The organism is Desulfohalovibrio reitneri (genome assembly GCF_000711295.1).
In the GTDB taxonomy this organism is placed as follows: Bacteria; Desulfobacterota; Desulfovibrionia; order Desulfovibrionales; family Desulfovibrionaceae; genus Desulfohalovibrio; species Desulfohalovibrio reitneri.
This window is the reverse complement of the sequence record NZ_JOMJ01000003.1, coordinates 1406821-1431460: the sequence shown is the minus strand read 5'-3', so window position 1 is coordinate 1431460 and position 24640 is coordinate 1406821. Positions and strand designations below refer to the sequence as shown.

At 68.2% G+C, this 24640-nt stretch carries 18 protein-coding genes and 1 pseudogene; 6 read left to right on the top strand and 13 right to left on the bottom strand.

Annotated elements, in window-relative coordinates:
• The first annotated feature begins 14 nt into the window (after positions 1–14).
• A complete protein-coding gene (locus N911_RS16720; protein ID WP_341860295.1) occupies positions 15–602 on the top strand; it encodes an arginase family protein in 588 nt (195 codons plus the stop codon).
• Here N911_RS16720 and N911_RS0107350 read toward each other — a convergent pair.
• Together N911_RS0107350 and N911_RS17445 are read right to left on the bottom strand one after the other, a co-directional pair.
• Complete coding sequence (locus N911_RS0107350) at positions 583–1440, bottom strand: molybdate ABC transporter substrate-binding protein (protein ID WP_029895774.1); 858 nt, start codon at positions 1438–1440, stop codon at positions 583–585. The two genes, N911_RS16720 and N911_RS0107350, sit on opposite strands and share 20 nt — an antisense overlap.
• A 21-nt stretch (positions 1441–1461) precedes the next feature.
• On the bottom strand, positions 1462–4374 hold the full coding sequence (locus N911_RS17445; RefSeq protein ID WP_237559910.1) for a PAS domain S-box protein: 2913 nt from the start codon (positions 4372–4374) through the stop codon (positions 1462–1464).
• 185 nt (positions 4375–4559) lie between these two features.
• On the opposite strand from N911_RS17445, the gene N911_RS0107340 reads away from it, so the two are divergent.
• Positions 4560–6485 carry a molybdopterin-containing oxidoreductase family protein gene (locus tag N911_RS0107340; protein ID WP_029895771.1) on the top strand — a complete coding sequence of 642 codons (1926 nt, stop codon included), beginning with the start codon at positions 4560–4562 and terminating at the stop codon, positions 6483–6485.
• A gap of 15 nt (positions 6486–6500) precedes the next feature.
• Here the strand turns inward: N911_RS0107340 and N911_RS0107335 are convergent, their stop codons facing one another.
• The 4 genes from N911_RS0107335 to N911_RS16715 all read right to left on the bottom strand — a co-directional run bounded on the left by N911_RS0107335 (position 6501) and on the right by N911_RS16715 (position 12118).
• The gene (locus tag N911_RS0107335) at positions 6501–9008 is read right to left on the bottom strand and encodes an ATP-binding protein (RefSeq protein WP_029895770.1); all 2508 of its coding nucleotides are present in this window, start codon (positions 9006–9008) and stop codon (positions 6501–6503) included.
• Complete coding sequence (locus tag N911_RS0107330) at positions 9005–10219, bottom strand: ABC transporter substrate-binding protein (RefSeq protein WP_029895769.1); 1215 nt, start codon at positions 10217–10219, stop codon at positions 9005–9007. Before N911_RS0107330 ends, N911_RS0107335 begins: the two co-directional genes overlap by 4 nt.
• Before the next feature lie 82 nt (positions 10220–10301).
• Positions 10302–11924 carry a sodium:solute symporter family protein gene (locus N911_RS0107325; protein ID WP_029895768.1) on the bottom strand — a complete coding sequence of 541 codons (1623 nt, stop codon included), beginning with the start codon at positions 11922–11924 and terminating at the stop codon, positions 10302–10304.
• Positions 11921–12118, bottom strand: a complete 198-nt coding sequence (locus tag N911_RS16715; RefSeq protein WP_051694326.1) for a symporter small accessory protein — start codon at positions 12116–12118, stop codon at positions 11921–11923. Before N911_RS16715 ends, N911_RS0107325 begins: the two co-directional genes overlap by 4 nt.
• Positions 12119–12367: 249 nt before the next feature.
• Between N911_RS16715 and N911_RS19185 the strand changes: the two are divergent.
• Positions 12368–12694, top strand: a pseudogene (locus tag N911_RS19185) (C-GCAxxG-C-C family protein); the annotation flags it as partial.
• Between the two features lie 156 nt (positions 12695–12850).
• Here N911_RS19185 and N911_RS17440 read toward each other — a convergent pair.
• Together N911_RS17440 and N911_RS0107310 are read right to left on the bottom strand one after the other, a co-directional pair.
• A complete protein-coding gene (locus tag N911_RS17440; RefSeq protein WP_051694048.1) occupies positions 12851–15196 on the bottom strand; it encodes an ATP-binding protein in 2346 nt (781 codons plus the stop codon).
• Complete coding sequence (locus N911_RS0107310) at positions 15196–15954, bottom strand: substrate-binding periplasmic protein (RefSeq protein WP_138774357.1); 759 nt, start codon at positions 15952–15954, stop codon at positions 15196–15198. The genes N911_RS17440 and N911_RS0107310 overlap by 1 nt, the downstream gene beginning before the upstream one ends.
• A gap of 153 nt (positions 15955–16107) precedes the next feature.
• Between N911_RS0107310 and N911_RS0107305 the strand changes: the two genes are divergently transcribed.
• Positions 16108–16365: a Nif11-like leader peptide family natural product precursor gene (locus tag N911_RS0107305; RefSeq protein ID WP_029895765.1), complete on the top strand. Its 258-nt coding sequence runs from the start codon at positions 16108–16110 to the stop codon at positions 16363–16365.
• Between the two features lie 272 nt (positions 16366–16637).
• On the opposite strand, the gene N911_RS0107300 is transcribed toward N911_RS0107305, so the two are convergent.
• On the bottom strand, positions 16638–17678 hold the full coding sequence (locus N911_RS0107300; protein WP_035104492.1) for a tRNA nucleotidyltransferase/poly(A) polymerase-related protein: 1041 nt from the start codon (positions 17676–17678) through the stop codon (positions 16638–16640).
• Between the two features lie 93 nt (positions 17679–17771).
• Here N911_RS0107300 and N911_RS0107295 point away from each other — a divergent pair, with 93 nt between their 5' ends.
• Positions 17772–18068, top strand: coding sequence for a hypothetical protein (locus tag N911_RS0107295; protein WP_029895761.1), 297 nt, complete (start codon positions 17772–17774; stop codon positions 18066–18068).
• Between the two features lie 87 nt (positions 18069–18155).
• The gene (wrbA, locus tag N911_RS0107290) at positions 18156–18767 is read left to right on the top strand and encodes an NAD(P)H:quinone oxidoreductase (RefSeq protein ID WP_029895759.1); all 612 of its coding nucleotides are present in this window, start codon (positions 18156–18158) and stop codon (positions 18765–18767) included.
• 754 nt (positions 18768–19521) lie between these two features.
• On the opposite strand, the gene N911_RS0107285 is transcribed toward wrbA, so the two are convergent.
• The 4 genes from N911_RS0107285 to N911_RS0107270 are packed head-to-tail and all read right to left on the bottom strand — an operon-like array spanning position 19522 to position 24625.
• On the bottom strand, positions 19522–20526 hold the full coding sequence (locus tag N911_RS0107285) for an HD-GYP domain-containing protein (RefSeq protein ID WP_035104489.1): 1005 nt from the start codon (positions 20524–20526) through the stop codon (positions 19522–19524).
• Positions 20523–21524, bottom strand: coding sequence for a tRNA (N6-threonylcarbamoyladenosine(37)-N6)-methyltransferase TrmO (gene tsaA / locus N911_RS18255; protein ID WP_029895755.1), 1002 nt, complete (start codon positions 21522–21524; stop codon positions 20523–20525). Before tsaA ends, N911_RS0107285 begins: the two co-directional genes overlap by 4 nt.
• Positions 21524–22486: a thiamine-phosphate kinase gene (thiL, locus tag N911_RS0107275; protein WP_029895753.1), complete on the bottom strand. Its 963-nt coding sequence runs from the start codon at positions 22484–22486 to the stop codon at positions 21524–21526. Before thiL ends, tsaA begins: the two co-directional genes overlap by 1 nt.
• On the bottom strand, positions 22487–24625 hold the full coding sequence (locus tag N911_RS0107270; protein ID WP_029895752.1) for an ATP-dependent helicase: 2139 nt from the start codon (positions 24623–24625) through the stop codon (positions 22487–22489).
• Positions 24626–24640: the final 15 nt, after the last annotated feature.

Here is a 24640-nt window from a genome sequence, read left to right as displayed (position 1 = left end):
GGATTCAGGAGGCGGTGGGCGCGGCCCTGAGGGGCGGCTCGTTTCCCCTGCTGTTGGGCGGGGAGCACACCGTGAGCGTGGGGGCCTTCGCCGCTCTGGCCGAGTCGGGCCGGGACGTGGGCGTGGTGCAGGTGGACGCCCACGCCGACCTGCGGGAGGAATACGAGGGCAGCAGGTGGTCGCACGCCTGCGTCATGCGCCGGGCGGTTGAGCTAAGCCTGCCGGTGTTCCAGGTGGGCGTGCGGGCCATGTGCCGGGAGGAGCACGAGTTCCGGCGTCAGGCGCGGATTCCGCACCTGGATGGCAAAACGGCGCTCAAGCGCGGCGTGCATGGGCCCATGCTGCCCAAGGATTTTCCCCGGGAGGTCTGGCTGACCTTTGACGTCGACGGCCTGGATCCCTCGCTGATGCCCGCCACGGGCACGCCGGTGCCTGGCGGGCTGGACTGGCGGTTGGCCATGGCCGTGCTGGACCGCATCGGCCTGGAGGACAGGCGCTTGCTAGGCGCGGACGTGGTGGAATTGGCCCCCATCACCGGCCTGCACCACCCGGACTTCACCGCCGCCCGGCTGTGCTACGAGATCATGGGCCGGGTGGGGTAGCGGGGCGATTTTCCGGCAGAAAGCCGAAGTGGCGGAAGATGTCGCGGGCTTCTTGGCTGAAGAGGAAATCGGTGAAGGTCCTGGCGTTCACCGGGTTGCGGCCGGAGGAGACGGGGCAGGCGCGGTAGGCCGCTTGGTCGCGCATGTCCAGGTCCTCGGGGAGTTCCACCGTCTCCAGGTCCAGTCCCTGACGGGCGGCGTGCAGCCCCTCGGTGATCCAGACCGGCCCGGCGTCGGCCTCGCCGTCCAGGATGCGGCGCGGCGTTTCGCGGTGGTGCACGGTGGTCGGCCTGGTTGAGCCATCCGCCTTTTTGTCCTCCATGATTGTCCGCACCAGATCCTCGCCGCCCGCTCGGCGGTACATCTCCAAAATGTGGCAGCCGATGTGCTCCAGCTCAGGGTCGGGCTGCGAGAGCCGCACGCCGGGCCGGGCAAGATCGGCCGGGGAGCGGATGTCCAGGGGGTTGCCCTTGGCGACCATGAGAGCCAGCCGATTGCGCAGGTAGACAGGGCAGCGGGCGGGCTCGGTCAGCCCGGCGCGGGCGAGTTCGTCAACGGCCTCGTCGGAGACGGGCACGTAGAGGTCGGCCCGGCCGGTGATTTCCCGGCCGTCGAACCGGGCCTTGCCCGCGAGTATCTGGCGCAGCTGCAGACCCGGCGGCAGGGTCTGGCAGTAGATGTGTTCCACCCCGGGATGGGCGGCGCGGAAGGCGTCCAGCAGGTCCGGCGTGGCCATGAACTGGTTGCCGGCCAGAAAGAGAAGAAGGTCGGCCTTGTCCAGGCCGTCAAGGCCGATGAGGTCGTCGCGTCGCTGAGAGGGAATGGTCGGCGCGTCCATGGGGTCTCCTTCGTCGCTGGTCTATTCCCGCCTCGGCGACAGGTCGGCCAGCACCCAGGCGAGGTCCTCCCATTCAAAGGGCTTGGCCAGGTAGGCGTCCATGCCCTCGGCCAGGAACTCCTCCCGATCTCCCGTCATGGCGTGGGCGGTGAGCGCCACCACCGGCACCGATGGGTCCAGAACGGCTCCGCCCCGCCGGATGCGCCGCGTGGCCTCCAGCCCGTCAAGGCGCGGCATGGAGATGTCCATGAGCACCAGGTCCACCCGTTCGCGGGCCAGGATGTCCAGGGCCTCGTCCCCGTCCGAGGCGGTTAGCACGGAGTGGCCATGTCTTTCCAGCATGCGCCGGGTCATGAGCTGGTTGACGCGATTGTCCTCGGCCAGCAGGACCCGCATCGGGGAGGTGTCGCGTGGTTCGGCCGGTGGTGGGGCCGACGCGGAGTCAACGGGGCGGGCGGTGATGGTCAGAAAGAAGGAACTGCCCTGGCCGGGCGTGGATTCAACCCAGAGCCATCCACCCAACAGTCCGGCCAGCTTGCGTGAGATGGTCAGCCCAAGGCCGCTCCCGGCCTTGGGGCGGGAGTAGGAGGCGTCGGCCTGGCGGAATACCTCGAACATGGCCTCCTGCTGCTCCGGGGGGATGCCCGGCCCGGTGTCCCGCACTTCGAAGAGCACTCGGTCCGATCCCTGTTCCGTGGGCCGCGCGATGACGGTCACGGCCCCCCGCTCGGTGAACTTGACCGCGTTTCCCACCAGATTGACCAGCACCTGGCGCAGCCTTCCCTGGTCGGTGTACACCAACTCGGGAAGGTCCGGGGCCGGTTCGAAGGTCAGGCTCAGGTCCCGCTTGCCCGCCTCGATGGCGAACATGCCCAGCACGCTTCGCGCCAAAGGCCGCAACTCCACCGGGGCTTCCTCCACCGACAGCCTGTCCGCCTCGATGCGGGCCATGTCCAGGATATCCTCCAGCAGGCTTAGGAGGTTCGTGCCCGCTTCGCGGATATTCCCGGCGTATTCTTCTACCAGGGAGGGGTTTTTCGTGTCGGCCAGCAGCAGTTCGGCCATGCCCAGCATGCCGTGCAGGGGAGTGCGGATCTCGTGGCTCATGTTGGCCAGGAACTGGCTCTTGGCCAGGGAGACGTTCTCCGCCTGGATGCGCGCCTCTTCCTGGTCGCGCAGCAGCCGTTTCTCGCGGGTCATGTCCTGGTAGAGGAGAAGCACGGCGTCCTTGGAGAGCATGCGGGCCACGGTAAGCACGGGGAACACCCCCCCGTCCTTGCGCCGCAGCCGCCGTTCAAGCCGCACCGTTCCCTCGTCGATGATGCGCTGGCGCTGCAGGGGCAGTTCCCGCAGGTCGTCCGCATCGTAGAGGGTGGACAGCCCGAGCCCGACCAATTCGCCGTGTTCGTAGCCGAGCATCCGCTCCATGGCCGGGTTGACCTCGCGCAGCCGACCGTCGAGGTCGGTGAGCACAATGCCCACCGGGGCTTCCTCCACCAGGCTGCGGAAGAGGGCCTCGGAGGCGCGCAGGGCGGACTCGGCCCGCCTGCGGCTGGTTACGTCCGCGCCCACCAGAAGGAGGACCCGCTTCCCGTGCAGGTCCATGCTCTGCAGGGTGCCGTGGGTGATTGAAGTGGAGCCGTCCTTGTGGCGCATCTCCGCCTCCAGTTCCACCTGCTCCAGCTCGCCGGAGAGCAACGGCGAGATCAGCTCGGGTACGCGCAGCCCGTCGAAGTCGCGGATGATTTCCCTAAGCCGCATGGAGGTCAGCCGCTGGGCGTCGTAGCCCAGCTTCCTGGCGGCGCCCCGGTTGGCGTGCAGGATGCGGAGATTCTCCGGATCCAGGAGGTAGATTTCGTTGAGGGAGGCGTCCAGCATGTGGCCGAAGGAGGCGGCCTCCTCCTCTGCCCGGAGCCGGGCGTCCATTTCCTGGCGAAGATTTGTGTTGGTCCGCTCCAACTCCTCTGTGCGGGCGGCCACCCGCTCCTCCAGCTGTTCGTTGGCCCGACGCAGGGCCCGTTCCGCCTGGAGGCGGGCCGTGTCCTCGCTGTGGGCGCGCTCGCGGTAGGCCAAGGCCAGCACGGCCAGGGCGGCCATGAGCAGGGATGCCGCCGGGAGGACCCGTTCCGGGGCGAAAAGGTCCCTGGCCGGGAAAAGGGCGGCCAGCCGCCAGCCCGGCAAGCCGGGCATTTCCGCCCGCCGCACCAGCATGTCCCTGCCGTCGTGGGTGACGCGGTCCTTGGAGATGTCCACCGGCAGGGCGTCCACCGACTCGTTCCGGAAGCCGGGGCCCAGCCGGCGTGCCTCATCCGTGGAGAGGGGGGCGGCTGTGCGGAGCGTCCAGTCCGGCTGGTTGGTGGCGAAGACGATGCCCTCGGGGGAGAGCAGGGCCATGGGCACGGGGTGTGCTTCCAGGATTTTGTCGAAACGGGAGGAGTCCAGCTTGCATACGGCGATGCCCACCGGGTTCGCCCGGCCAGCGTGGACGGGGGCGGCGATGTAGGCGCCGATATCCCTGAAGTGGGCGCTCAGTTCAAGGCTTACCGACGGCCGGCCCTGCATGGCCTCGCGGAAGTAGGAGCGGTAGGCCAGGGAGTTGCCGGAAACGAGCCGTATGTGCTCCCTGGGGCTGGTCATGACGGGCATGCCCTTGTCATCGAGGAGGAAGACCGCGCTGGCCGCCAGCAGTTCCCTGGCAGCGTCCAGGATGACCCCGGTGCGGTGGTCGGGTCCGTCCCCGTTCAGGGCGTATTCCAACGGGTCGAGGGAGGTCAGGCGCATCATGCGACCGGGGTATTCGGCCACTTCCTCCCACAGGGCGTTGGCCGCGGCCTGTGTTTTGCGCAGGCGCAGCCGCTCGTCCTCGCCCGCGTGCCACAGGCCGAGGATCCACCAGCCCCCCACATACAGCGCCGCGGCCAGCAACACGAACACCAGCAGATGGCGCCATCCCAGAAGGGGGGGAGCTTCCCCTATATGTCCCCATTCTTCGGATGCCATTTTCCATCCATCTACCGCACTCCGGGCGGAAAATGAACAAGAATCATCATTCCGGCTTGCCCCTCCAGCCTCCCGGGGAGTAGCCTGCGAGCATCGTATCCAACCCATCGGAATGCAGAGTGAACACCATTCGCACAACATGCACGCGCGATTGCCCCGGAACCTGCGGACTCCTCGGCCGGGCGAAGAACGGGCGGCTGGCGGAGCTGCGCGGCGACCCGGAACACCCCCTGGCGCAAGGCGCTGCCTGCGCCAAGGCCACCCGCTATCCCGGGCGGGTCAACCACCCCGACAGGCTGCTGCACCCCTTGCTTCGAAGCGGGGGAGGCTGGTCCCGGATATGCTGGGACGAGGCCTTGGACGCGGTGGCCGCGCGGCTTGAGGAAACCATTCGCCACCACGGCCCGGAGGCCGTGCTCAACTACCAGGGCTACGGCCAGCGCACCGGGCTGATGCTGCTCGTCCAGCGTTTTTTCGCCGACCTCGGCGGCGTGACCGGGTTGCGCGGCAGCCTGTGTGGGGGCACGGGGCAGGCCGCCCAGGAGATGGACGTGGGGTCGCCCCGCGTTTCCCACGATCCGGCCGACCTGGAGAACGCCGCGAGCATCGTGCTGTGGGGGCGCAACCCCGCGGCCACCCAGCCTTGGCTGGCGCGTCTGGTGCGGCGGTGCGCCAAGGCTGGCGCGCGGGTGCTGCTGGTGGATCCCCTGCCCAGCGAGACAGCCACCCTGGCGGAAAAGCGAATCGCCCCCAGGCCGGGTGGCGACCTGTGGCTGGCCCTGGGCGCGGCCCTGGCGGCCCGGCGGCTGGGCGGCTTCGACATGGAGTTCATCGGGCGGCGGAGCGAGCATTTCGCTGCCTACGAAGCCATTCTGGCGGCACACACCGAGGCGGAGTGCGCCGCCCGGGCCGGAGTCGGGGAGGGCGAGCCGGACATGCTGGCCCGGGCGTACCTGGAGCGGCCCTGCGCCACCCTGTTGGGCTGGGGGCTGCACCGGCATGAGTGGGCCCACCAGGCGGTGCGGGCCATCGACGCCCTGGGCGCGGCCACCGGCAATCTGGGGCTGCCCGGCGGTGGCGTCTCCCAGGGGTTCGAGGAGTACGGCCCCTTCGACCCGGAGGTCGCGGGCATGGGTGTGGCTCGCCGCCGCCTGCTCATGCCGCGCATCGGCCGCGAGCTTGTGGGAGCCGCCCCCCGGGTGCGCATGATCTGCGTCACCGCGGCCAACCCCCTGGCCATGGCTCCGGACACCAACCGGGTGGCCGAAGGCTTCGCCCGGGCGGATTTCCGGGTCTACATCGGGCATTTCCCGGACGACACGGCCCGCGCCTCGGACCTGCTGCTGCCAGCCACCATGTTTCCGGAGGAGCTGGATGTGGTGGCCTCCTTCGGCCACAACCACCTCGGCCCGGTCAATCCGGTTTCCGAGCCGCGCGGGGAGTGCCGCCCGGCCTGCGACATGTTCCGCGACCTGGCCCGGCGCATGGGCCTTGGCGGCCACTGGGGCCGCTCCAGGCGGGAGTGGCTGCGGGAGCTCATCCGCCCGGCGGCGGAGCGGGACGGCTTCAGCCTGGAGGACGTGCTGGCCGGGCCGGTGCGGCTGGGCGAGCCCGTGGTCCCCTACCGGGAATCCTTCCCCAGCCCGACGGGCCGCTTCCGCTTCCTGGACAGGCTGGAGGAGGAGACCGAAGCCTGCGATCCCGGGGCCTATCCCCTGCGGCTGCTCAGCCCGGGCGACCCCAAACGGCTGAATTCCGAGGCCGCGCCCGATGACTTCCAGGGGTTGCCGGAACTGCGGGTCCACCCCGAGGCCGCCCACGGCCTGGCTGACGGCGCGGAGGCGCTGGCGGTGAGCCCGGTGGGCGAGCTGCGGGTGCGTGTGCGGCTGGACGAGGGGCTGCGAACGGACACCGCCGTCACCCGCAGGGGTGGCTGGGCCGCCCAAGGGCACGGAATCAACCTGCTCACTGTGGACGTCGTCTCCCGCGCGGGAGAGGGCACGGCCTACTACGCCACGCGCATCCGGCTGGAGAAGGCGGACTGAAGTGGTTCGCCGGGTCTACTCCGGCAGGATGACGAGCTGCACGCTGCTGGCCTTGGCCAGCTTGCCCAGGTCGATGGTGCCGCCGATGGAGGCGGGGATGAAGATGGTGCCCTCGAAGCCGCCGTTGATCTTCTCTTCGATCTCCTCCGGCGGGCAAGTGACCACTTGGCCGGGGCAGAGCATGGGCAGCCGCTCCTTGACCGAGGCGTGCTCCTCGCGGGCGATGACCATGCAGGGCCTCGGCGCCAGCCGGTCGTTGTGCAGCAGGGCGTTGATGGTCTCCAGAAGCTGGTCCTCGTGGATGGGCTTGAGCAGCCGCGCGTCCGCTCCGATGACCGGCTCGTCCTGCAGGGCGGTGATGACCAGCACCGGAATTCGGCGGGTGGCGGCGTTCTGCCGCAGGGAGGTTATGACCGTGCCGCCGTCCATGCCGGGCATCATCAGGTCCATGGTGATGAGGTCGGGCGGGTTGGTCACGGCGCGGTCCAGGGCCTGCAGCCCGTTGGCCGCCTCGTCCACCGCGAAGCCCTCGCTACGCAGCAGCTGCGCCAGGTAGGTGCGCACGGCCTGGTCGTCGTCAACCACCAATAGCCGCCAGGGGCGCCGGTCGTCCCGCTGGGGGCGGTTCAGGGCCGCCCGCCGGATGGGCGCGGCCGCCCGTCCCGTTTCGTCCTCCGCGCGCGCCAGGACCGGTATGCTGAAGTGGAAGGCGCTGCCCTCGCCGGGATGGCTCTCAACCCAGATGGTCCCGCCGTGGGACTCCACGATGTAGCGGCAGATGGGCAGGCCCAGGCCGGTGCCCTTGGGCTTTTCCGTGAGGGTGTCGCCGGACTGGCGGAAGCGGTCGAAGACGAGTTCCTGGTCCTTGGCCGGGATGCCCGCGCCGGTGTCCTCCACCGACACCACGAGGCGGTCCTGGCGGCTTCGTACCGACACGGCCACGCGGCCGTGCTCCGTGAACTTGATGGCGTTGGAGAGGAGGTTGATGACCACCTGCACCAAGCGGTCGCGGTCCACCCGCACTCTTGGCAGTCCGGGCTCGATGTCCGTCTCCGCGTCCAGGTTCTTGTCGCGCAGAAGGTATTCCACGCTGGCCATGGACTGCCGCACCAGTTCGCCCATGTTCGTCTCGCGCATGCGCCACTCGATCTTGCCGGCCTCCATCTTGGATATGTCCAGCACATCGTTGATCAGCTCGGTGAGACGCTCGCCCTCGGAGACGATGATGGAAATGTTGTCCGCCACTTGGTCCACGGCCCGGGCGATCTTCTTTTCCGGCCGTTCACCCAGGGAGGGGAAGATGACGTCCGTCAGCCTGCGCTGGATGATCTTGGCGAAGCCCAGCACAGAGGTCAGCGGGGTGCGCAGCTCGTGGGAGACCGTAGTGATGAAGTCGGTTTTCATGCGGTCGATCTCCTTCTCCCTGGTCACGTCGCGGATGACGACGACCGCGCCCAGGCAGGCCGCCTGGGCTCCCTCCGACTCCTCCTCCTGGATGGGGCGGGCCAGGGCCTTGCCGGTGTTGCCTTCGGCCAGGGCCACTTCGGCGGTCAGCACCTCGTCGCCGCAGGTGGCGGCTTCTTCGGCCAGGGCGGAGAGGTCCAGGGGGAACATCAGGGAGACGTCCTTGCCGCCGAGGTCCGCGTCCTCGGCGAAGCCGAACATGCGCAGGAGCATGGGGTTGAAGCGGGAGATGCGGCCGTTGATGTCCGTGACCAGCAGGCCGTCGGCCAGGTTGTCGATGATGGCCTGGGTGAAGAGCAGGTTTCCGCGCAATTCGGAGGTGGAGGCGTCCACCCGGCTTTGCATGTCCCCCACCAGCCCCTTGATCTCGTCGGCCATGTTCTGGAGCGTGGTGGCCAGCTGGCCGATCTCGTGGCGGGAGCGCACTGGCATGGGGGCGTCGAAGTCGTGGCGGGAGAGGCGTTCGGCGTAGTCCGTGAGGGCGCTCAGGGGCAGGGAGACCCGCCGCACCCCCAGGTACAGAGCCACGATGGCCACGGCCATGATGGCCAGAAGCAGGGCTTGCTGCCGGGCCACCGCGTCGAGGATGTACTCGTGGATGAGGCCCCGGTCCATGCCCACGTGCACCGTCCCGGCCACCCCGGCCAGGATGGGTTTGGAGACGTCGATGTAGCTGCCCTCGGCGGTCTTGATGTCGGTGACGGTGAAGCCCTTGGGTGAGGGACGCAGCCGCTCCACAGAGGGCGGCACCCGGGGCACGAAGGTGTGGGCGATGGGCCTGCCCGAGGCATCGGAGACCAGGACGTAGGCCGTGCCGTGGATTTCCAGGTACTGGTCCACCATGGCTTGCGCCGTGGAGGCGTCGCGGTTGAGCAGCACCTCCACCGAGGAGGTGGCGATGGACTGGGCGATGGCCTCGCCCTTGCTGATGTACTCCTCTGTCATGTTGCGGTGCAGGCTCCAGGCGGAGAGCACGGAGATGGACACGGCGATGACGCCGAAGAGGAGGATGGTCAGCAGCAGGGTGCGCTGAAAGAGGGGGGAGATGCGGCGCTTCATTGGGTCCACCCGGTCCAGTCGCGCACCGGCACGAAAACGCCGTCCTTGACGGTGGTGAAGTAGATGCGCTTGAGGCCCTGGTGGTCGTCCGGGCCGAAGGAGACCGGCGCGCCCACGCCCAGGTCGAACTGGCGCAGACCCTCCGCCGCGCACCGCATGTCCTTCCTGTCCGGCACTCGGCCGTTGCGGCGGACCAGGGCCGCGAAGGTTTTGGCGTTGAGGTAGCCCTCGAAGCTGACGAAGCTGTAGCGCAGGGGGGCGTACCCCTTGGCCGCCCCTTCCGGCGGGGCGGGCGCGAACTCGTCCATGGCGCGGCGGTATTCCCGCACCGCGCTCAGGCTCTCGTCCTCGTAGCTGGGCACCACCTGGGTGTTGATGAGGCGGCGGGTGTAGCGGTCCTCGCCAAGGCTCCGCAGCAGCGCCAGCAGGTTCTCGCTGCCCACGAAGCTGAGGTTGGCGATGGGCGCGTCCAGTCCCGCGTCGCGGGCGTCGCGGATGAAGGCGGCGCAGGCTTCGTAGGAGCCCACGGAGATAATCGCTTCGGGGTTCCCAGCCTTGATGAGTTCCACCTGGTCGGCGGTGGAGCGCTGGAAGGGATGTCCGCGCCGGTACGTGGCCTCGGCGGCCATGGACAGGCCGTGGTCGTCCAGGGCCCGCCGCACTCCGTCCCAGCCGCTGCGGCCGTAGGCGTCCGCTTGGTAGAACACGGCGATACGCTCCCGGCCCAACTCCACGAACTTGTCCACCAGGCGGGAGGTCTCCCGCCGGTAGGAGTCGCGCAGGTTGAAAACGTATTCCGCGTATGGCGGCTCGCGCTGGGGCTGGGCCCCGGAGAAGGGGAAGAAGAGAAGGATGCCGCGGTCGCTGTAGTGCTTGAGCAGGGGCAGGACGCGTGTGGTGGTGGGCGTGCCCACGTAGTTGAAGAGGGCCAGCGCCTCGCCGCCCTCGATGAAGTCGATGGTGTTCTCCATGGCCGGGACCGGGTCGTAGCCGTCATCGAGGGTTTTGATGCGGACGGGGCGGCCCAGCAGCCCGCCGGAGGAAGCCTCCAGCTGGTTGAAGTAGGCCATGGACCCCCTGTAGAGTTCGATGCCCAGCCCCCGGGAGGGGCCGGTGAAGGCGCCGGACATGCCCAGCAGGATGGGCTCGGCGGCGGCCGCCGGGGAACACAGCAACACGGCCAGCAGCAGCGGCAGGAAACGTTTCGGCACAGCGACCCCTCCAGCCTGCCGCCCCCGGACCAGTCAGGGGACGGTGGTCCTGCCTACCAGGGGCGCGGAAAAAGTGGAAGGATTATAATCCCTCCCCGGATTTCGCCCGCAACCCCCGCCAGCAGAGAGCCACGTGGTCCGGGTCCAGCTTGCGCGTCAGCAGGCTGACCACCACCGCCGCCAGGGCCGAAACCGGCAGGGCCACCACGTTGGGGTCCACGAACTGCAAGAGCCACACCCACGACCCCTTGGCGAACGAGGAAACCAGGGTGGCCTGGCCGAACAGCGCCTGGCTTAGGCCGATGGCCGCGGCCTCCTTTTCGTGCACGAACAAAAGCCAGAACATGGAGGAACAGAAGCCCAGCACCAGGGAAGCGGCGGCGCCCGCGCGGGTCATGCCCTTCCAGTACAGGCCCAGGCAGTAGATGGGCAGGAAGGAGGCCGCGCAGAGGCCGAAGAAGAAGGCCGTGGCGCGCGCGATGACCGAGCCGGGCAGCACCCAGGCCCAGATGAGCGCCATGAGGATGGCCACCACCGTGCCGATGCGCGATCCGGTGATGGAGTCCTTGCGCCCCCGCCCCATGGCCTGCTCGATGACGTCGCGGCCCAGGGAGGCGCCGCCCGCGTGGTACTGGCTGGAGAGGGTGGACATGGCCGCGGCGAACATGGCCATGAGGAACAGCGCCGAGAACCAGTCCGGCATGATGTTCTCGATGTAGGTGGGGATGATCTTGTCGATGTTCCCCCCGGCCATGGCGATGGATATCTTGCCGAACTTCTGGTGGAAGATGGCGTTGGACAGCGCGCCCACGGCGAAGGCCACGCCGGTGAGCAGGGGGATGAAGAGGCCGCCGTAGAGGGTGGCCCGTGCCAGGTCGCGGTCCGAGGAGACGGTCATGAAGCGCAGGGCCAGCTGCGGCTGGGCCAGCACGCCGATGCCCACGCCGTAGACGATGGTGGTGTAGATGACCAGCCACAGCGGCGAGCCGAAGGCCGGTCCCTGCGTCCAGGAGATCATGCCTCCTTTTTTCAGGGACTCGGGCATGAGCGGGGCCAGGTCGGTCAATGTCTGGTGCGCCTCGCCCACCCCGCCCAGCAGGGAGTAGGTGGTGAACAGCAGGATGAGCATCATGGCCACCATGATGGTACCCTGGAAGGCGTCCGTGTACATGACCGCCTTCAGCCCGCCGGAGATGGTGTACACCGCGATGATCACGGTGAAAAAGACCAGCGCCCAGGCGTAGGGCACGCCCAGGCCCACCTCGATCATGCGGCTGATGCCGATGAGCACGGCGGCCGCGTACAGGGGGATGAAGAGAAAGACGATGGCCCCGGAGAAGCCCTGAATGAACCTGGACTTGTAGCGCCGCCCCAGCAGCTCGGGGAAGGTGTGGGAGTCCAGGGCCAGCCCCATGCGGCGGGTGCGGCGGCCGAAGAAGATCATGGCGATGAAGACCCCGGCGAAGACGTTGAGGAACGTCAGCCAGAGCAGGGAGAATCCGAACAGCGCCGCCGCCCCGCCGAAGCCGATGATGGCCGAGGTGGAGATGAAGGTGGCGGCGTAGGACATGGACATGATGTAGGGGTTCATGCGCCGTCCGGCCAGCAGGTAGTCCGCGGCCTGTTTGGTCTCGCGCCAGCCGCGCCAGCCCAGGTAGAAGACCGCGCCCAGGTAGAGCAAAATGACCAGGAGCTTGACCGTCACGACGCGCCTCCCCCGGCGGAGTCGCCGTCACGGCCTTTGCGGGCCCGCTTGGGCAGGATGATCTTGCGCATCTTAAACGGGTCGCTGTCCACGCGGTCGTTCCAGTGAACCACCCCGTAGACCACGCACACCGCGGCCGAAACCAGACAGAGCCAATAGGCCAGGGCCACGTCGAGCCCAGCGAATCCGAGCATGTCCATTCCCCTTGCAGGCAGGGCCGGGTCGCCTCCCGGCGGAACCGTCTTCCCCGTATTGAGAAGGCGGGCGCTTATTTCTGTCCGATAACTGGGGCTGGATTGTCAAGTTTGGAAAAACGGTGAAGCCCCCGATTCCCCGGTTTACTTGGCGCTTCCCGGAGCGTAGCGGTAGGGCATGGACGCGAACTCACTGGCCGATATCGCCGCCGAACGGGCGGAGGGGCTGTATCGCTCCCGGCGCATGCTGTGCTCCGAGGCGGTGCTGGCCGCCCTCAACGAGGTCTTTGCCGGGCCGCTCGACCCGGATCAGGCGCAGGCCGTGATGGCCGGGCTGCCCATCGGGCTGGGCGGGCCGGGTGTTTGTGCGGGGCGGTGTCCGGCGCGGTGGCCGGGGTGTCCGTGCTGCTGTGGCGCGAGGGCGCCTCGCGCAAGGAAATCCGCGAGGCGGGCAGGGCGCTGCACGACGCCTTCAAGGCGGAGGCGGGATCCACCTGCTGCCGGGTCTTGAGCAAAAAGGCGGACGGCGACGCCAAGGCGCATTTTCAGCAGTGCGCCGGGTTCACCGGCCGGGCCGCGTTCCTGGCCGCGCGGGAGGCTTTGGCCAGGCGCCCGGCGCTGGCCGCCCGCGCCGACCCGGACCTCCCCGGCGCGGGGCCGGCGTGGCCGTCGGGTTCGCGCGGCGGGTGCTGGAGCGGTTGTTGCGGATGTTGCCGGGATAGGGCCGCCGCTTCAGCCGCTTTCCCCGCTCAGCACCCGCGCCAGTTCCGCCTGCATCTCGTCCGTGTCCACGGGTTTGGCCAGGTAGCCGTCCATGCCCGCGCCCAGGGCTTGGTCGCGATCCTCGTTCATGGCGTGGGCGGTCAGGGCGATGAGCGGCACGTCCGCCCAGGGTTCGCCGGAGGAGCGGATGCGGCGGGCCGTCTCCAGGCCGTCCAGTTCAGGCATCTGGATGTCCAGAAAGACCGCGTCCACCCGCTCCCCGCCGCGCAGGACGTCCAGCGCTTCCAGGCCGTTGGAGGCCGTGAGCGCGGTGTGGCCCCGCTGCTCCAGCTGGCGGGAGACCGCCAGGCGGTTGATGGGGTTGTCCTCGGCCAGCAGCAGGGTCAGCCCGGACGGCTCGACGCCCTCCCTGGCTTTGCTCGCCCCGGGGGCGGTCCCGCTGTAGCGGTCCAGGGTAAGGCTGAAGTAGACCGACGTGCCCTTGCCCACCTCGCTGTCCACGGACACGCTGCCGCCCATGAGCTGCACCAGCCGCTTGACGATGCCCAGGCCCAGCCCCGTGCCCTCGAAACGGCGGCTCATGGAGCCCTCGGCCTGGGTGAACGGCTCGAAGATGCGCCCCAGCTTCTCCTCCCTGATGCCGATGCCGGTGTCGCTGACCTCGAAGAGCAGCCGCCGCCCGCCATCCGGGGCGGAGGGCAGCGAGGAGACCGCCAGGCGCACCTCGCCCCGCTCGGTGAACTTGACCGCGTTGCCCAGCAGGTTGAAGAGGACCTGCCGCAGCCGCCCGGCGTCGCCCCGGGCCACTCCCTCGGCACCGGGGTCGATCTCCACCCGCAGGTCCAGTCCTTTGGCTTCGATGCGGGGCTCGAAGGTGGCCGCTGTCTTGCGGGCCACCTCCGCGGGCGAGAAGGGGGAGCTCTCGATTTCCAGCCTGCCCGCCTCGATCTTGGAAAAGTCCAGGATGTCGCCGATGATGGTCAGCAGGGAGCGGGCGGAGAACCGGGCCGTGCGGACGTATTCCCGCTGCTCCCGGCTCAGCTCGTCCGTGTCCAGCAGCTCCAGCATGCCCAGCACCCCGTTGAGCGGGGTGCGGATTTCGTGGCTCATGTTGGCCAGAAACTCGCTCTTGGCGCGCGAGGCCGCCTCGGCGTCCTCCTTGGCGCGGATGGCCAGGCGCTCCATCTCGGCGCGGTCGGTGATGTCCTGGCCGATGCCGCAGACCGAGGTCACGCGGCCACGTTCGTCCTTGATGGGAAAGTAGCTGAGCAGCAAAAGCCGTTTGCGGCTGTGCAGCTCGAAAGGCGCTTCCACGGTCTGCTGCCGCCCGGTGCGCACGGCCTCGTTATGGGCCGCCTCGGCTGTTTCCGCCAGTTCCCCGGGCAGCACGTCGCGCGGCAGTTTTCCCTCGGCCTGGGCCGAGGAAAAGCCGAAGTACTCCTCCAGGCGGCTGTTGACGAACACATAGCGGCCGCGCAGGTCGCGCATGAAAAGCAGGGCCGGGGAGTTGTCCAGGATGGTCTGCAAAAGCTCCTGGCTCTGGCCCAACTCCCGCACGGCCAGGGTCAGCTCGGCGGTGCGCGACTCCACCCTGCGTTCCAGCTCGTCGCGGGCCGCCTTCAGTTCCGCCTCGGCCCTGCGCCTGCCCTCCAGCTCCCGCCGCAGCCTGCGTCTGGACTCGCGCAGCCTGGCAGAGGCGTCGTTGAGCGCGTCCACCAACTCGTCCAACTCGTCCCGCATGTCCGGCGGGTTGGGCGGCCTGTTGAGCAGCAGGGGCGAGGTGGTCCCGCCAAGGTCGGACTGGCGCAGGTAGCCCGCCACTTCGGCCAGGTGGCGGTTGACCAGGTACTGAAAGAGCAGCAGCACGAACCCGGCGATAACCGCCACGGCCAGGAAATCAGCCAGCAGGCTGGCCCTGGTTCGGTTCAGCATGGCCTGACGCACCCCGCCGAGATCCGCGGTCACGGCCAGGGAACCCAGATCGCGGGGGGTTCCCTCCACGCGCACCACCAAGCGGAATGTCCTGGAGAGTGACTCGCCTTGAGGCGTGGAACCCAGTTCCAGCACCACCTCCCCCTGCTCGCGCACCACCGCCGAGGAAACGTAGGGCATGTGCAGCAATCCCTCGACCTGTGCGCGCAAGAGGGGGTCGTTGGCCAGCCAGACCGCTTCGGCCACGGCGTCCAACCGCGTTTCGCCTATCTGTTCCAGGTCCTGGCGCACTTCTTCCACAGCTTGCCTGTAGGCCAGCAGCATGCGCCCGCCCGTGACCATGAGGAAGATGAGCACCCCGAAAACCAGCGTGCGGAAAACGAGGCGGCGGCTGACGCCGGAGGGATAGACGCTCGCGAACATTACGGTCCCGTGGGAAGGGTCTCCTCTCTGAATCGCTTCAACGTGCCGTCAAGCCGCATGAAGCGAAGCACCTGCTCCAGCCGTTCCACGGTGCCCGCGTGGGCCTTGTTGAGCAACAGGTACATGGGCATCTCCGCCAGAGGGGGCCGCAGCACCCGCACGGAAAGCCCCAGCCGCCGCGCGGTCAGCAGCCCGTCGGTCTCGGCGCACAGGGCCAGGTCGATGCGGCCCTTGCCCAGCATGGTGAAGAGCTGCTCCAGGTTGTCCACAGCCACCGCCTCGCGAGCCAAGTGCGCCCTTTTCTCGAAAATTTTCCAGCCGTTGACGTAGCCCACCCGCCAGGGCCCCAACCCCTGCCAACCCGGCGGATCCATCGCCGCGCCCGCATGGCTCGCGAAGGCCACAAAGCGCCGCGTGGGCAGAACCGGCTCGCTCACCAGTACGAGCTGGGGATACATCCCGGCCACTTCGAACATCCGGCCCACATCCCCGTCGGCCATGCCGGAAGCCGCATCGCGCAAGCTGCGCTCGGCGGGCATCATGCGGGTCTTGGCCCGCAGACCCGCCCGCCGGAAGGCCTCCCGCACCACTTTGTCGAAGTAGCCTTCGCCGTCCGGGGTGGAGAAAGGGGGTGAATAACTGGAATTGATGACGAACTCGCTCGCGCCCGGATCGTGGGGCGGCGTGTCCGCGTCCGCGGTGCCCGAAAACGACGCCAGCCAAAGCGCCAGGCACAGGACCGCAATCCGGTTGACCATGCCGAAGCAATACGGGATATCGGCCACCGAGGGAAGCCCCCGCCCGCCAACGACGCCCGGCCGCCACCTCCCCTCCACGCCGCTTCCTCGTTGACACCGGCGTGGCAAAGTCGGATTCTGCGAGCAGTGAAAAAATCATCCGGAGGACACCTAATGCGCGACGCCGCCGCCTTCATACACGACGCCTACCAAGACCCCGGCCTCCGCGCCGGACTGGCCAGGGCCGTGGCCAACGGACGGCACGCGGACTGGCTGGCCGAACAAGGCTACCGCTTCACCTCCAAGGAACTCGAGCAAGCCATGCGCGACCACCCCGCCACCACCGACCCCGGCGACGTGCCCGGCGACATGGCCGCCACCCTCCTGGCCCTGCTCCGCTCCTGCGAAAAAAAGGGCGAATGTCCCAGGTGAGAGGAAGCGGGGAAGATTTTCGCCCTGGCGGCCGACCAGGGGCTGCGCGCCCCCTGGACCCTGCGGCAAACTACCTTTGCATGTGTTTTCGCGGGTTGGCGCGCGTCAGTGGCGGATACCAGGGAGCGCTTCGGCGAATTGGCGATTGTTGGGCTATTTCAGCCGGTAAAATTCTGCCCTGGTCGTCTGGTTTCAGATGCGCTGAATGCTGAATTGGGCTGCTGTCTCCCGTTGTCCGGAACGCGCACCCCCGCCAGCCACCTTCCATACCCCTACGCCTCTTCCCCGGCCTCGTTTTTCAGAGCTTCGGTCCGGCGGCGGAGGATTTCCTCGCCGGATTGGCGGCCGAGTTCGCGCCATTCCGGGGGGAGTTTGACGTCGAGGGCGGTTTGCAGGTCGGTTTCGGCGCGGTCCAGGGCGGTGTTGCCGCCCAGGGCGCGGGCGAGCTGGAAATGCTGGGGGGCCAGGTTGCGGGCGGCCAGCATGGGCAGGAGCCAGGCCTTGTCCTCTGGCGGCAGGGTGGCGTAGTCCCGCAGGCGGGGGATGGTTTCGGCCGCGGTGTCTCCGGCGCGGCGCAGCTCCACGGTGAGCTTGAGGCGTTTGCCCAGGGCCTGGGCCTCGCCGGGCAGCAGGGCGGCGCACAGGGCCATCCAGCGCAGGAGTTCCCGTTCCTCCTTGTTATCCGGGCGCGGCGCGGCCTCCATGTTGGCGGCTGCGATGCGCCAGCGTTCGCCCTCGGCCAGTTCCCACAGCCAGGGGCGCAGGCAGTGCCCATGGGCCAGCAGGGACAGGTAGCGGCCGGGAGCGGACGAGGCGCAGGCCTTGCGCGTTTCCATGCCCACGCGCTCGGCGGCCATCTTGGCCAGGTCGCCCTGTTCGGCCACGGCCCGCATGGCCTGGATCAATTCGTCAGTGACCTCGAAATCCGGAAAGCAGCAGGCCAGCCTGGCGGCGCGCACGGCGCGGAGGGGGTCGGCCAGGAAATTGGCCTCGGCCACGGGCCGCAGCAGCTTGGCCTTCAGATCGTCCAGCGCGCCGGGTGCGGCCGTCACGCGGCCCGCCTCGTCCTCGGCCAGGGCGTTGATGGTCAGGTCGCGGGTGGCCAGGTCCTCCTCGATGGAGTCCGCCTCGGAAAGGGTGTACTCCTCCCCCCGCCATATCCAGGTGATGCCCTTGCGCCCCACAGGCCTGGCGCGCGGGTAGGCGGCCAGGAACCCGTCCTTGTCCGCGTCCAGCACCACCCAGTCGCGGTCTCCGCAGTCGCGGCCCAACAGCCTGTCTCGCACCGCCCCGCCCACAAGATAGACTCGCATGGCCGGAAGGTACGCAAAAGTGGGCGCATATGGGAAGAGGGGGAGGACGCCAACCGTCCGGGCGTGCTATGGGAAGCGGAAAAAGGAGCGGTCATGAACCGTGAAGAGATGCAACAGGCGTTCGAGGCCTTTTTCGAGAAGTACAAGAAGACCGAGGGAGACCAGACCTCCTGGTCCGCGCCCTGGCGAGAAACCATGCCCTCGGGAGCGGACGTGGAAATCAACCTCACCAAGTGCCCGGCCGGGACCATCTTCAAGGTATTCAAGAACGGGAAAAAACTGGGCGAGATAAACGGCTGGGACGCCTTTTTCGAGCAGATTGGCGGCATGCTGGGGCAGGAGGACTGGGACCCGGAGGCCTACTTCGGCTCCATGCGCGACATGACCTGAGGTTTTCTTTTCGCCGTCTTGTGGTAGCCTGTACGGAATTCCCTTTGCGGAATCCAAACCAATACACCGCCAATTGGGGAGAAAACCATGAAAACGCTCGTCCTGTACTACTCCATGTACGGCCACATCCACCGCATGGCCCAAGAAGCCGCCGAGGCCGCGCGGTCCATCGAAGGCAACGAGGTCAGCCTAGCCCGGGTGCCGGAAATCCTCTCCGGCGAGGTCATCGAAAAGATGGGCGCGCGGCAGACCATCGACATGCAACAGGACGTGCCGGTCATCGACCGAGACGAGTTCGGCGACTACGACTGCTACATCTTCGGCACGCCCACCCGCTTCGGCAACATGATCGGCCAGATGCGCATGTTCTTCGACTCCACCGGCGGCCTGTGGGCCAAAGGCGCGCTGGTGGGCAAGGTGGGCACCGTATTCGCCTCCTCCAACACCCAGCACGGCGGACAGGAATCAACCATCCTCTCCTTCCACATCACCCTGCTCCACCAGGGCTTCGTCATCACCGGCCTGCCGTACTCCTTCCAGGGACAGACCCGCGTCGACGAGGTCTCCGGCTGCTCCCCCTACGGAGCCTCCACCATCGCCGGACCGGACGGCGGCCGCACCCCATCGGAAAACGAACTGGAAGGCGTGCGCTTCCAGGCCCGCCACGCCTGCGAAATCGCCAAAAAACTGCGCGGCTGACCAATCGTTGGAGAGAAGGAAAGAAAGGGATGATTTCGCCCTGGCGGGCGACCAGGGGCTGCGCGCCCCCTGGACCCTGCGGCAAAGTGACTTTGCATGTGTATCGCGTGTTGGCGAGCATCAGAAAGATACAAGTGAGAACTCCGGCGAACCTGCGATTGTGGAGCGTGTCCAGCCGGTAGAATACAGCCGCGGCCGTTTGGCTCGCGATGCGTTGAACGCGAGATTGAGCAGAAATTCCCCAGCTCCCACCTGCCCGCCCCCCGCCCCCGAGCGAAGCGAGCGGCAAGCTGCCTGCAATCAAGAAAGGAAGATTTCGCCCTTCGGGCGACCAGGGGGCTGCGCGCCCCCTGGACCCTGCGGCAAAGTAACTTTGCATGTGTGACGCGTGTTGGTGCGCGTCAGGGAGTGGAACGGGAGTAGCCCGCGAAGGTACGCCAAGAGTGCTCGTCCACTCGACAAAATCCAGTCCCGGTCGTTTGGCATCCAGATGCGTGGGACGCGAGATTGAGCAGAAATCCACCGGCTCCCAACTGCCCGCCCCCCGCCCCCGAGCGAAGCGAGCGGCAAAAAGTTTAGGAAAAGGAGGGTGAGGGTGCGGGAGAGGGAGGAAAGAACCCTTTTTAAAGGGTTTTTCCTCCCTCTCCCGCTGCCCTGAACGTCAACCCTCGCCAGCCATCCTCCATTCCCCTGCGACCACGAAAAATCGTGCTGGCAACGCGGTATGAGCCGCGTTGCCAGCCCATTAACCAGCCTATTCCTGCACGATGTCCGCGCCGGAGAGAACGAGAACCATGCGTTTGAATACGTCGATGTCGAAGGCGCCCTGCATGTCTTCGCGCATGTGTTTGAGGGCCATGAAGGGTGTGCGCGCTTTGGCCTGGGGGCGGCTTGTGGTGAGGTTGTCGTAGACGTCGCAGACGGAGACCACGCGCACAGGCAGGGGGATGGCGTTGCCGGCCATGCCGCCGGGGTAGCCCTGGCCGTCGTGTCGTTCGTGGTGGAAGAGGATGATGTTGGTGGATTCCTGGGTGAGGGGCAGGTTGGAGCAGAGGGAGACCCCGTGGATGGGGTGGGTGCGGAAGGTCTGCTCGTCCTCCGGGGTCATGGGCGCGCCCTGGTTGTCCAGGATGCGCTGGGGGAGTTTGGCCTTGCCCACGTCGTGCATGAGCGCGCCCACGCCGGCCTCGACCATTTTGTCGTGGTCCAGTCCGTAGGTGTGCAGCACGGAGGCGGCGAAGGCGTAGACGTTCACCGAGTGGGTGAAGGACTGGTAGTCGCGGGAGATGAGGCGGGCGATGGACTTGAGGGATTCCTCGCGCCCCAAAAAGCCGATGGAGTCCTCCACGAGTTTCTGCACGCGGCTGAAGAGGACTTTGGAGACGCGTTCGGGCAGCCGCTTGGAGAACACCTCGCGCAGGATGTCGTTGGAGGCGCTGACGAAGGTGGAGGCGCGTTCCTCCAGGGCTATTTCCGGGTCGCCCAGGATGCGGCCCAGGTTGTCCTGCAGGTAACGGGCGTAGCGGCGGCGCTGTTCCTGGGGCACGTAGACCCGTTGGATGCCCAGGTTGAAGAGGCTTTGGCGGGTGGGCTCGTCGAAACGGTCTGATTCCGAGGTGAAGAGGACGTAGCGGCCTTCCTGCTTGAGGTAGACGCGGAATTCCGGCTGGGTCTCGGGGAAGAGCATCAGCGGGGAGACGGCGAAGAAGTCGCGACCGGTGGCCTCGCCGCCCAGGGGATCATTGGGGTTGGGCGTCATGCGCCTCCCGCGCGGCTGAGCAGCCGGATCTTGGCCAGGGCCTCAAGCTCCTCGGACAGGGCCAGGGCGGAGAGCGGGTCCGGTCCGAAAGCCAGCAGGCCGTGGCGGCCCATGAACACCGCTCCCATTCCCTCGCCCAACTCCCCGGCGGAGCGGGCCACTGCCCGGGCCAGGTCCTCGCCGCCGGGGGGGATTGCCGGGCATTCCGCCAGCTTGCAGCAGAACATGTCCGCCTCGAAGAGCGGCAGAGCGCGCAGCCCGGCCATCCCCTCGGCAAGGTCCAGGGCCAGCAGGTGCGGGGGATGGGTGTGGACGATGGCCCGGGCTTCCTGGCGGCGGTTGTACACGGCCTGGTGGGCCCTGGCCTCGGTGGAGGGCGCGGGGCCGGAAAGGTGCGCGCCGTCGGAAAGGCGCACGCGGGCGAAGTCGGAGGGCTGCAGGGAGCGCTTGGCCGCGCCCGAGGCGGTGACCACCATGACCTCCGGTTCGTCCTCAGGCCGCAGGGAAAGGTTGCCGTTGAACCCGGCGAAGAGGCCGCGCCGCCAGCCCAGCCTTCCGGCCCTGGCCAGCAGGTCCTCGGGGTGGCGGCCGTCGCCGGAGGGGCCGGACTCGCCCGGGATGACCGGCTTGACGTCCAGCACCGGGGTGCCGTCCACGGCCTCCAGCGGGCCCACGGCGAGGCGGGCGCCGTCCATGGCGCGGATGGTCACCTTGTGCAGGCCGATGGGGTTGGGCCGGTCGGGCGAGCGGGTGTTGAAGACGCCGGTGCGCGGGTTGGCCGGGTCGCCGCGCGGATGCACGGACAGGGTGTCGCGGTCGGCCTGGTGGAAATGGCAGAGCAGCCAGACCTCGTCGCCCGTCTTGAGACCGTCAAGAGCGGGCAGATACTTTTCCTCGAACTCAAGGACGGCGTCGGGCGCGCCTTCGCGGCCCTGCTTGGGGGCCCTGGCGCGGTCTGCCAGTATGGAGCGAACATGGGCCACGGGTTCGAACCGCATCAGTCTTCCTCGAAATGGTCGAAACCCCGCACCGGGGCTGGTTCTTCGTTCAAGAGGATAACGCCTGGGCTGTCCGTGACAACCCCAAGTATGCATGCCCCGGCGGATTGCGCGGCCTCCCGAGCCGCAGGGGCGCAGGCCCCGAGCAGGGCGTAGTCCTCCCCGCCCAGGTAAGCGAAGAGGGGCGCCTTGTCCCCGGCCCCGGCCGCGGCGCGGCGGACTTCGGGGTGAAGGGCATCCGGTGAGAGGTCGATGAGCGCCCCGGTCTCCGGGGCCAGGAAGCGGGGCACGTCGCGGGCCAGTCCGTCGGAGACGTCCATCAGCCCGCGCACACCGGGGATGGCGGAGAGCCTGCGGGAGGCCTGTAACAACAGCGGCGGGGAGAGATGATGGCAAACCGCCTCGGGCGAGTCGGCCTCCGCATCCTCGCGGCCCATGCGCTCCAGGGCCAGTAGTCCGGCCCGGGCCAGCCCCAGGGGGCCCACGGCGAAGAGGGTGTCGCCCGGCCGAGCCTGCCCCCGCGCCAGAGCGCGTTCGGCCCACGGCCCGCCCCAGGCGGTGACGCAGAAGCCCACCTGCGCGGCCACGGACAGGTCGCCGCCCACCAGGGCCATGCCCGCCTCCACGGCCACGTCGCGCATGCCCTCGAGGGCGCGCCGCCACCAGTCGTCCGGCAGGCCGGGGGGGATGAGCAGGTCCAGGGAGAAGCCCAGTGGTTGCGCGCCCATGCCCGCCAAGTCGGAGACGTTGACCAGCAGGGCCTTGCGTCCGGCCTCCTCCGGGGTGAAGTAGGCGCGGCGGAAATGCACGTCCTCCAGAAAGGCGTCGGTGGTCAGGCACAGGCGGGAGGGGCAGCGCAACACGGCGCAGTCGTCCCCCCGGCCCAGCTCCATGTGGTCGTGGGCCGCGGGAAAGATGTCGTCCACCATGGCCAGGAATTCGTTTTCCGAGGCGAGGGCCATCTACTCCTCCGGCTCCAGGAAGCGGCCCACGATGACCTTCAGGCCGAAATCCTGGAAGTTGACCCGGTACTTGTCCGGGGGGATGTGCTGGATGATCTTGCCGCGGCCGTAGATGGCGTGGCGGCAGTAGCCCATGGGCAGCGCGCCTCCGTCGCCGCCCTTGGCCGGACCGCCGGTGGTGGGCGCGGAGGTCGGCGGCTCGGGCATGCCGCGCGGCCGGGCCATTTCGAAGCCGCCGCCGAAGGTCTCGCGGTAATCGTCGTACAGTTCGGCCGGAAGTTCGGTGACGAAGGGGGAGGGGCGAACCGGCTCGTTGCGCTCCAGGTGGCGCACCCAGACCGCCTCGGGCACGAAGAGGTCCAGGTGGTCCATGGCCCGGGTGCAGGCCACGTACATCAGCCGCCGCTCCTCCTCCATGTCCTCCATGCGGTGCATGGCCCGTTTGCCGGGAAAGCGCTCCTCAGCTAGGTCCAGCACCATGACGGCCTTGAACTGCAATCCCTTGGCCGAGTGGATGGTGGACAGCACCAAGGCGTCCTCCGGCGGGGCCTCGCGATCCTCGCCCGGGTTCTCCAGGGAGACGTCGGCCAGGAAGGAGGGACAGTCCTGGTAGCCGGAGGCGATGGAGGCCAGCTCGTCCAGCCCCTGCTGGCGGCGCGGGTAGTCGTCCGGGTAGGCGCGGCGCATGATGGGCAGGTAGAATTCGGCGATGGCCTCCAGGGCGTGCGCGGGGCGGCCGGGGTCGCGCCGCAGGGTATCCAGAAAGCGGAGCAGGTCGCCGAGCTGCTGGTTCTTGGCCGTGCGCTTGGCCAGCCAGTCGGCGTCGCCCCGCAGCACGGCCTCGATGACCTTGGGCACGGTCTTGGGGCCCACGCCCTTGACATGGCCCAGCGCGCGGTTCCAGGCGGCCAGGTCCGAGGGGTTGCAGGCCAGCCGCATGTAGGCCAGGGCGTCCTTGATGTGGGCCGCCTCGGTGAACTTGATGCCGCCGTATTTGACGAAGGGAAAGCCCAGCTTGTTCAGTTCCACTTCCAGCAGATAGCTCATGAAGCCCGCCCGGAAGAGCACGGCGATGTCCCCGGTGTCCAGCCCGTGCTCGCGCTTCAGCTCGGAGACGCGCTGCAGCACGGCCCGCGCCTGGGAGGCGTCGGAGTGGGTGCGGTAGACGCGGGGGCGGTGGCTGGTGGCCCGCTCGGTGTAGAGGTGCTTGTCGTACTTTTCGCGGGCGTTTTCCAGGATGGTGTTGGTCAGGTCCAGAATGGGCTGGGTGGAGCGGTAGTTGCGCTCCAGCCGCACCACCCGCGCTCCGGGAAACTCCTCGCCGAAGCGCAGGATATTGGCCACGTTGGCCCCCCGGAAGGCGTAGATGGACTGGGCGTCGTCGCCCACCGCGGCCACCTCGCCGTGGTCGCCGGCGATGAGCTTGACAAGCCGCGCCTGCACCAGGTTGGTGTCCTGGAACTCGTCCACCATGACGTGGTTGAAGCGGCGGCGCACCGTCTCCAGCACCTTGGGGTTGGCCAGCAGCAGCCGCTCCAGTTCGAAGAGCAGGTCGTCGTAGTCGAACAGCCCGTGGTTGCGCTTGAGGTTGCGGTAGGCGTGGGCGATCTCCTCCAGGTCCTCGCAGTATGGCAGCAGGTGCGGGTACTCGCGGGAGACCAGGTCGGAGACGTTCAGCTCCTTGTTGCGCGACTTGGAGACCACCTCCACCAGGGTGTCCTTTTTGGGAAAGCTCTTGTCGCCCTTGCCCAACTCCAGCCGGTCGCGGGCGTCCTTGGCCAGGGAGGAGGCGTCCGCCTTGTCCAGCACGGTGAAGGCGGGGTTCACCCCCAGCTCGGCCGCGTGGCGGCGCAGGGTGGCGAAGGCGAAGGAATGGAAGGTGCCGCCGGGCACCGAGGCCAGTCCCCGCCCCAAAAGGGTGGAGGCGCGGGAGACCATCTCGAAGGAGGCCTTGCGGGTGAAGGTCAGCAGCAGGATGGACTCGGGCGGCACGCCTTCCTCCACCAGCCTGGCCAGGCGGTAGACGATGGTGCGGGTCTTGCCCGAGCCCGCCCCGGCGATGACCAGCAGGGGTGAGCCGCGATGGGTGGCGGCCTCGTACTGGGCCTCGTTCAGTCGGGAGCGGTAGTCGATTTGCACCGGGGGAACATGGGG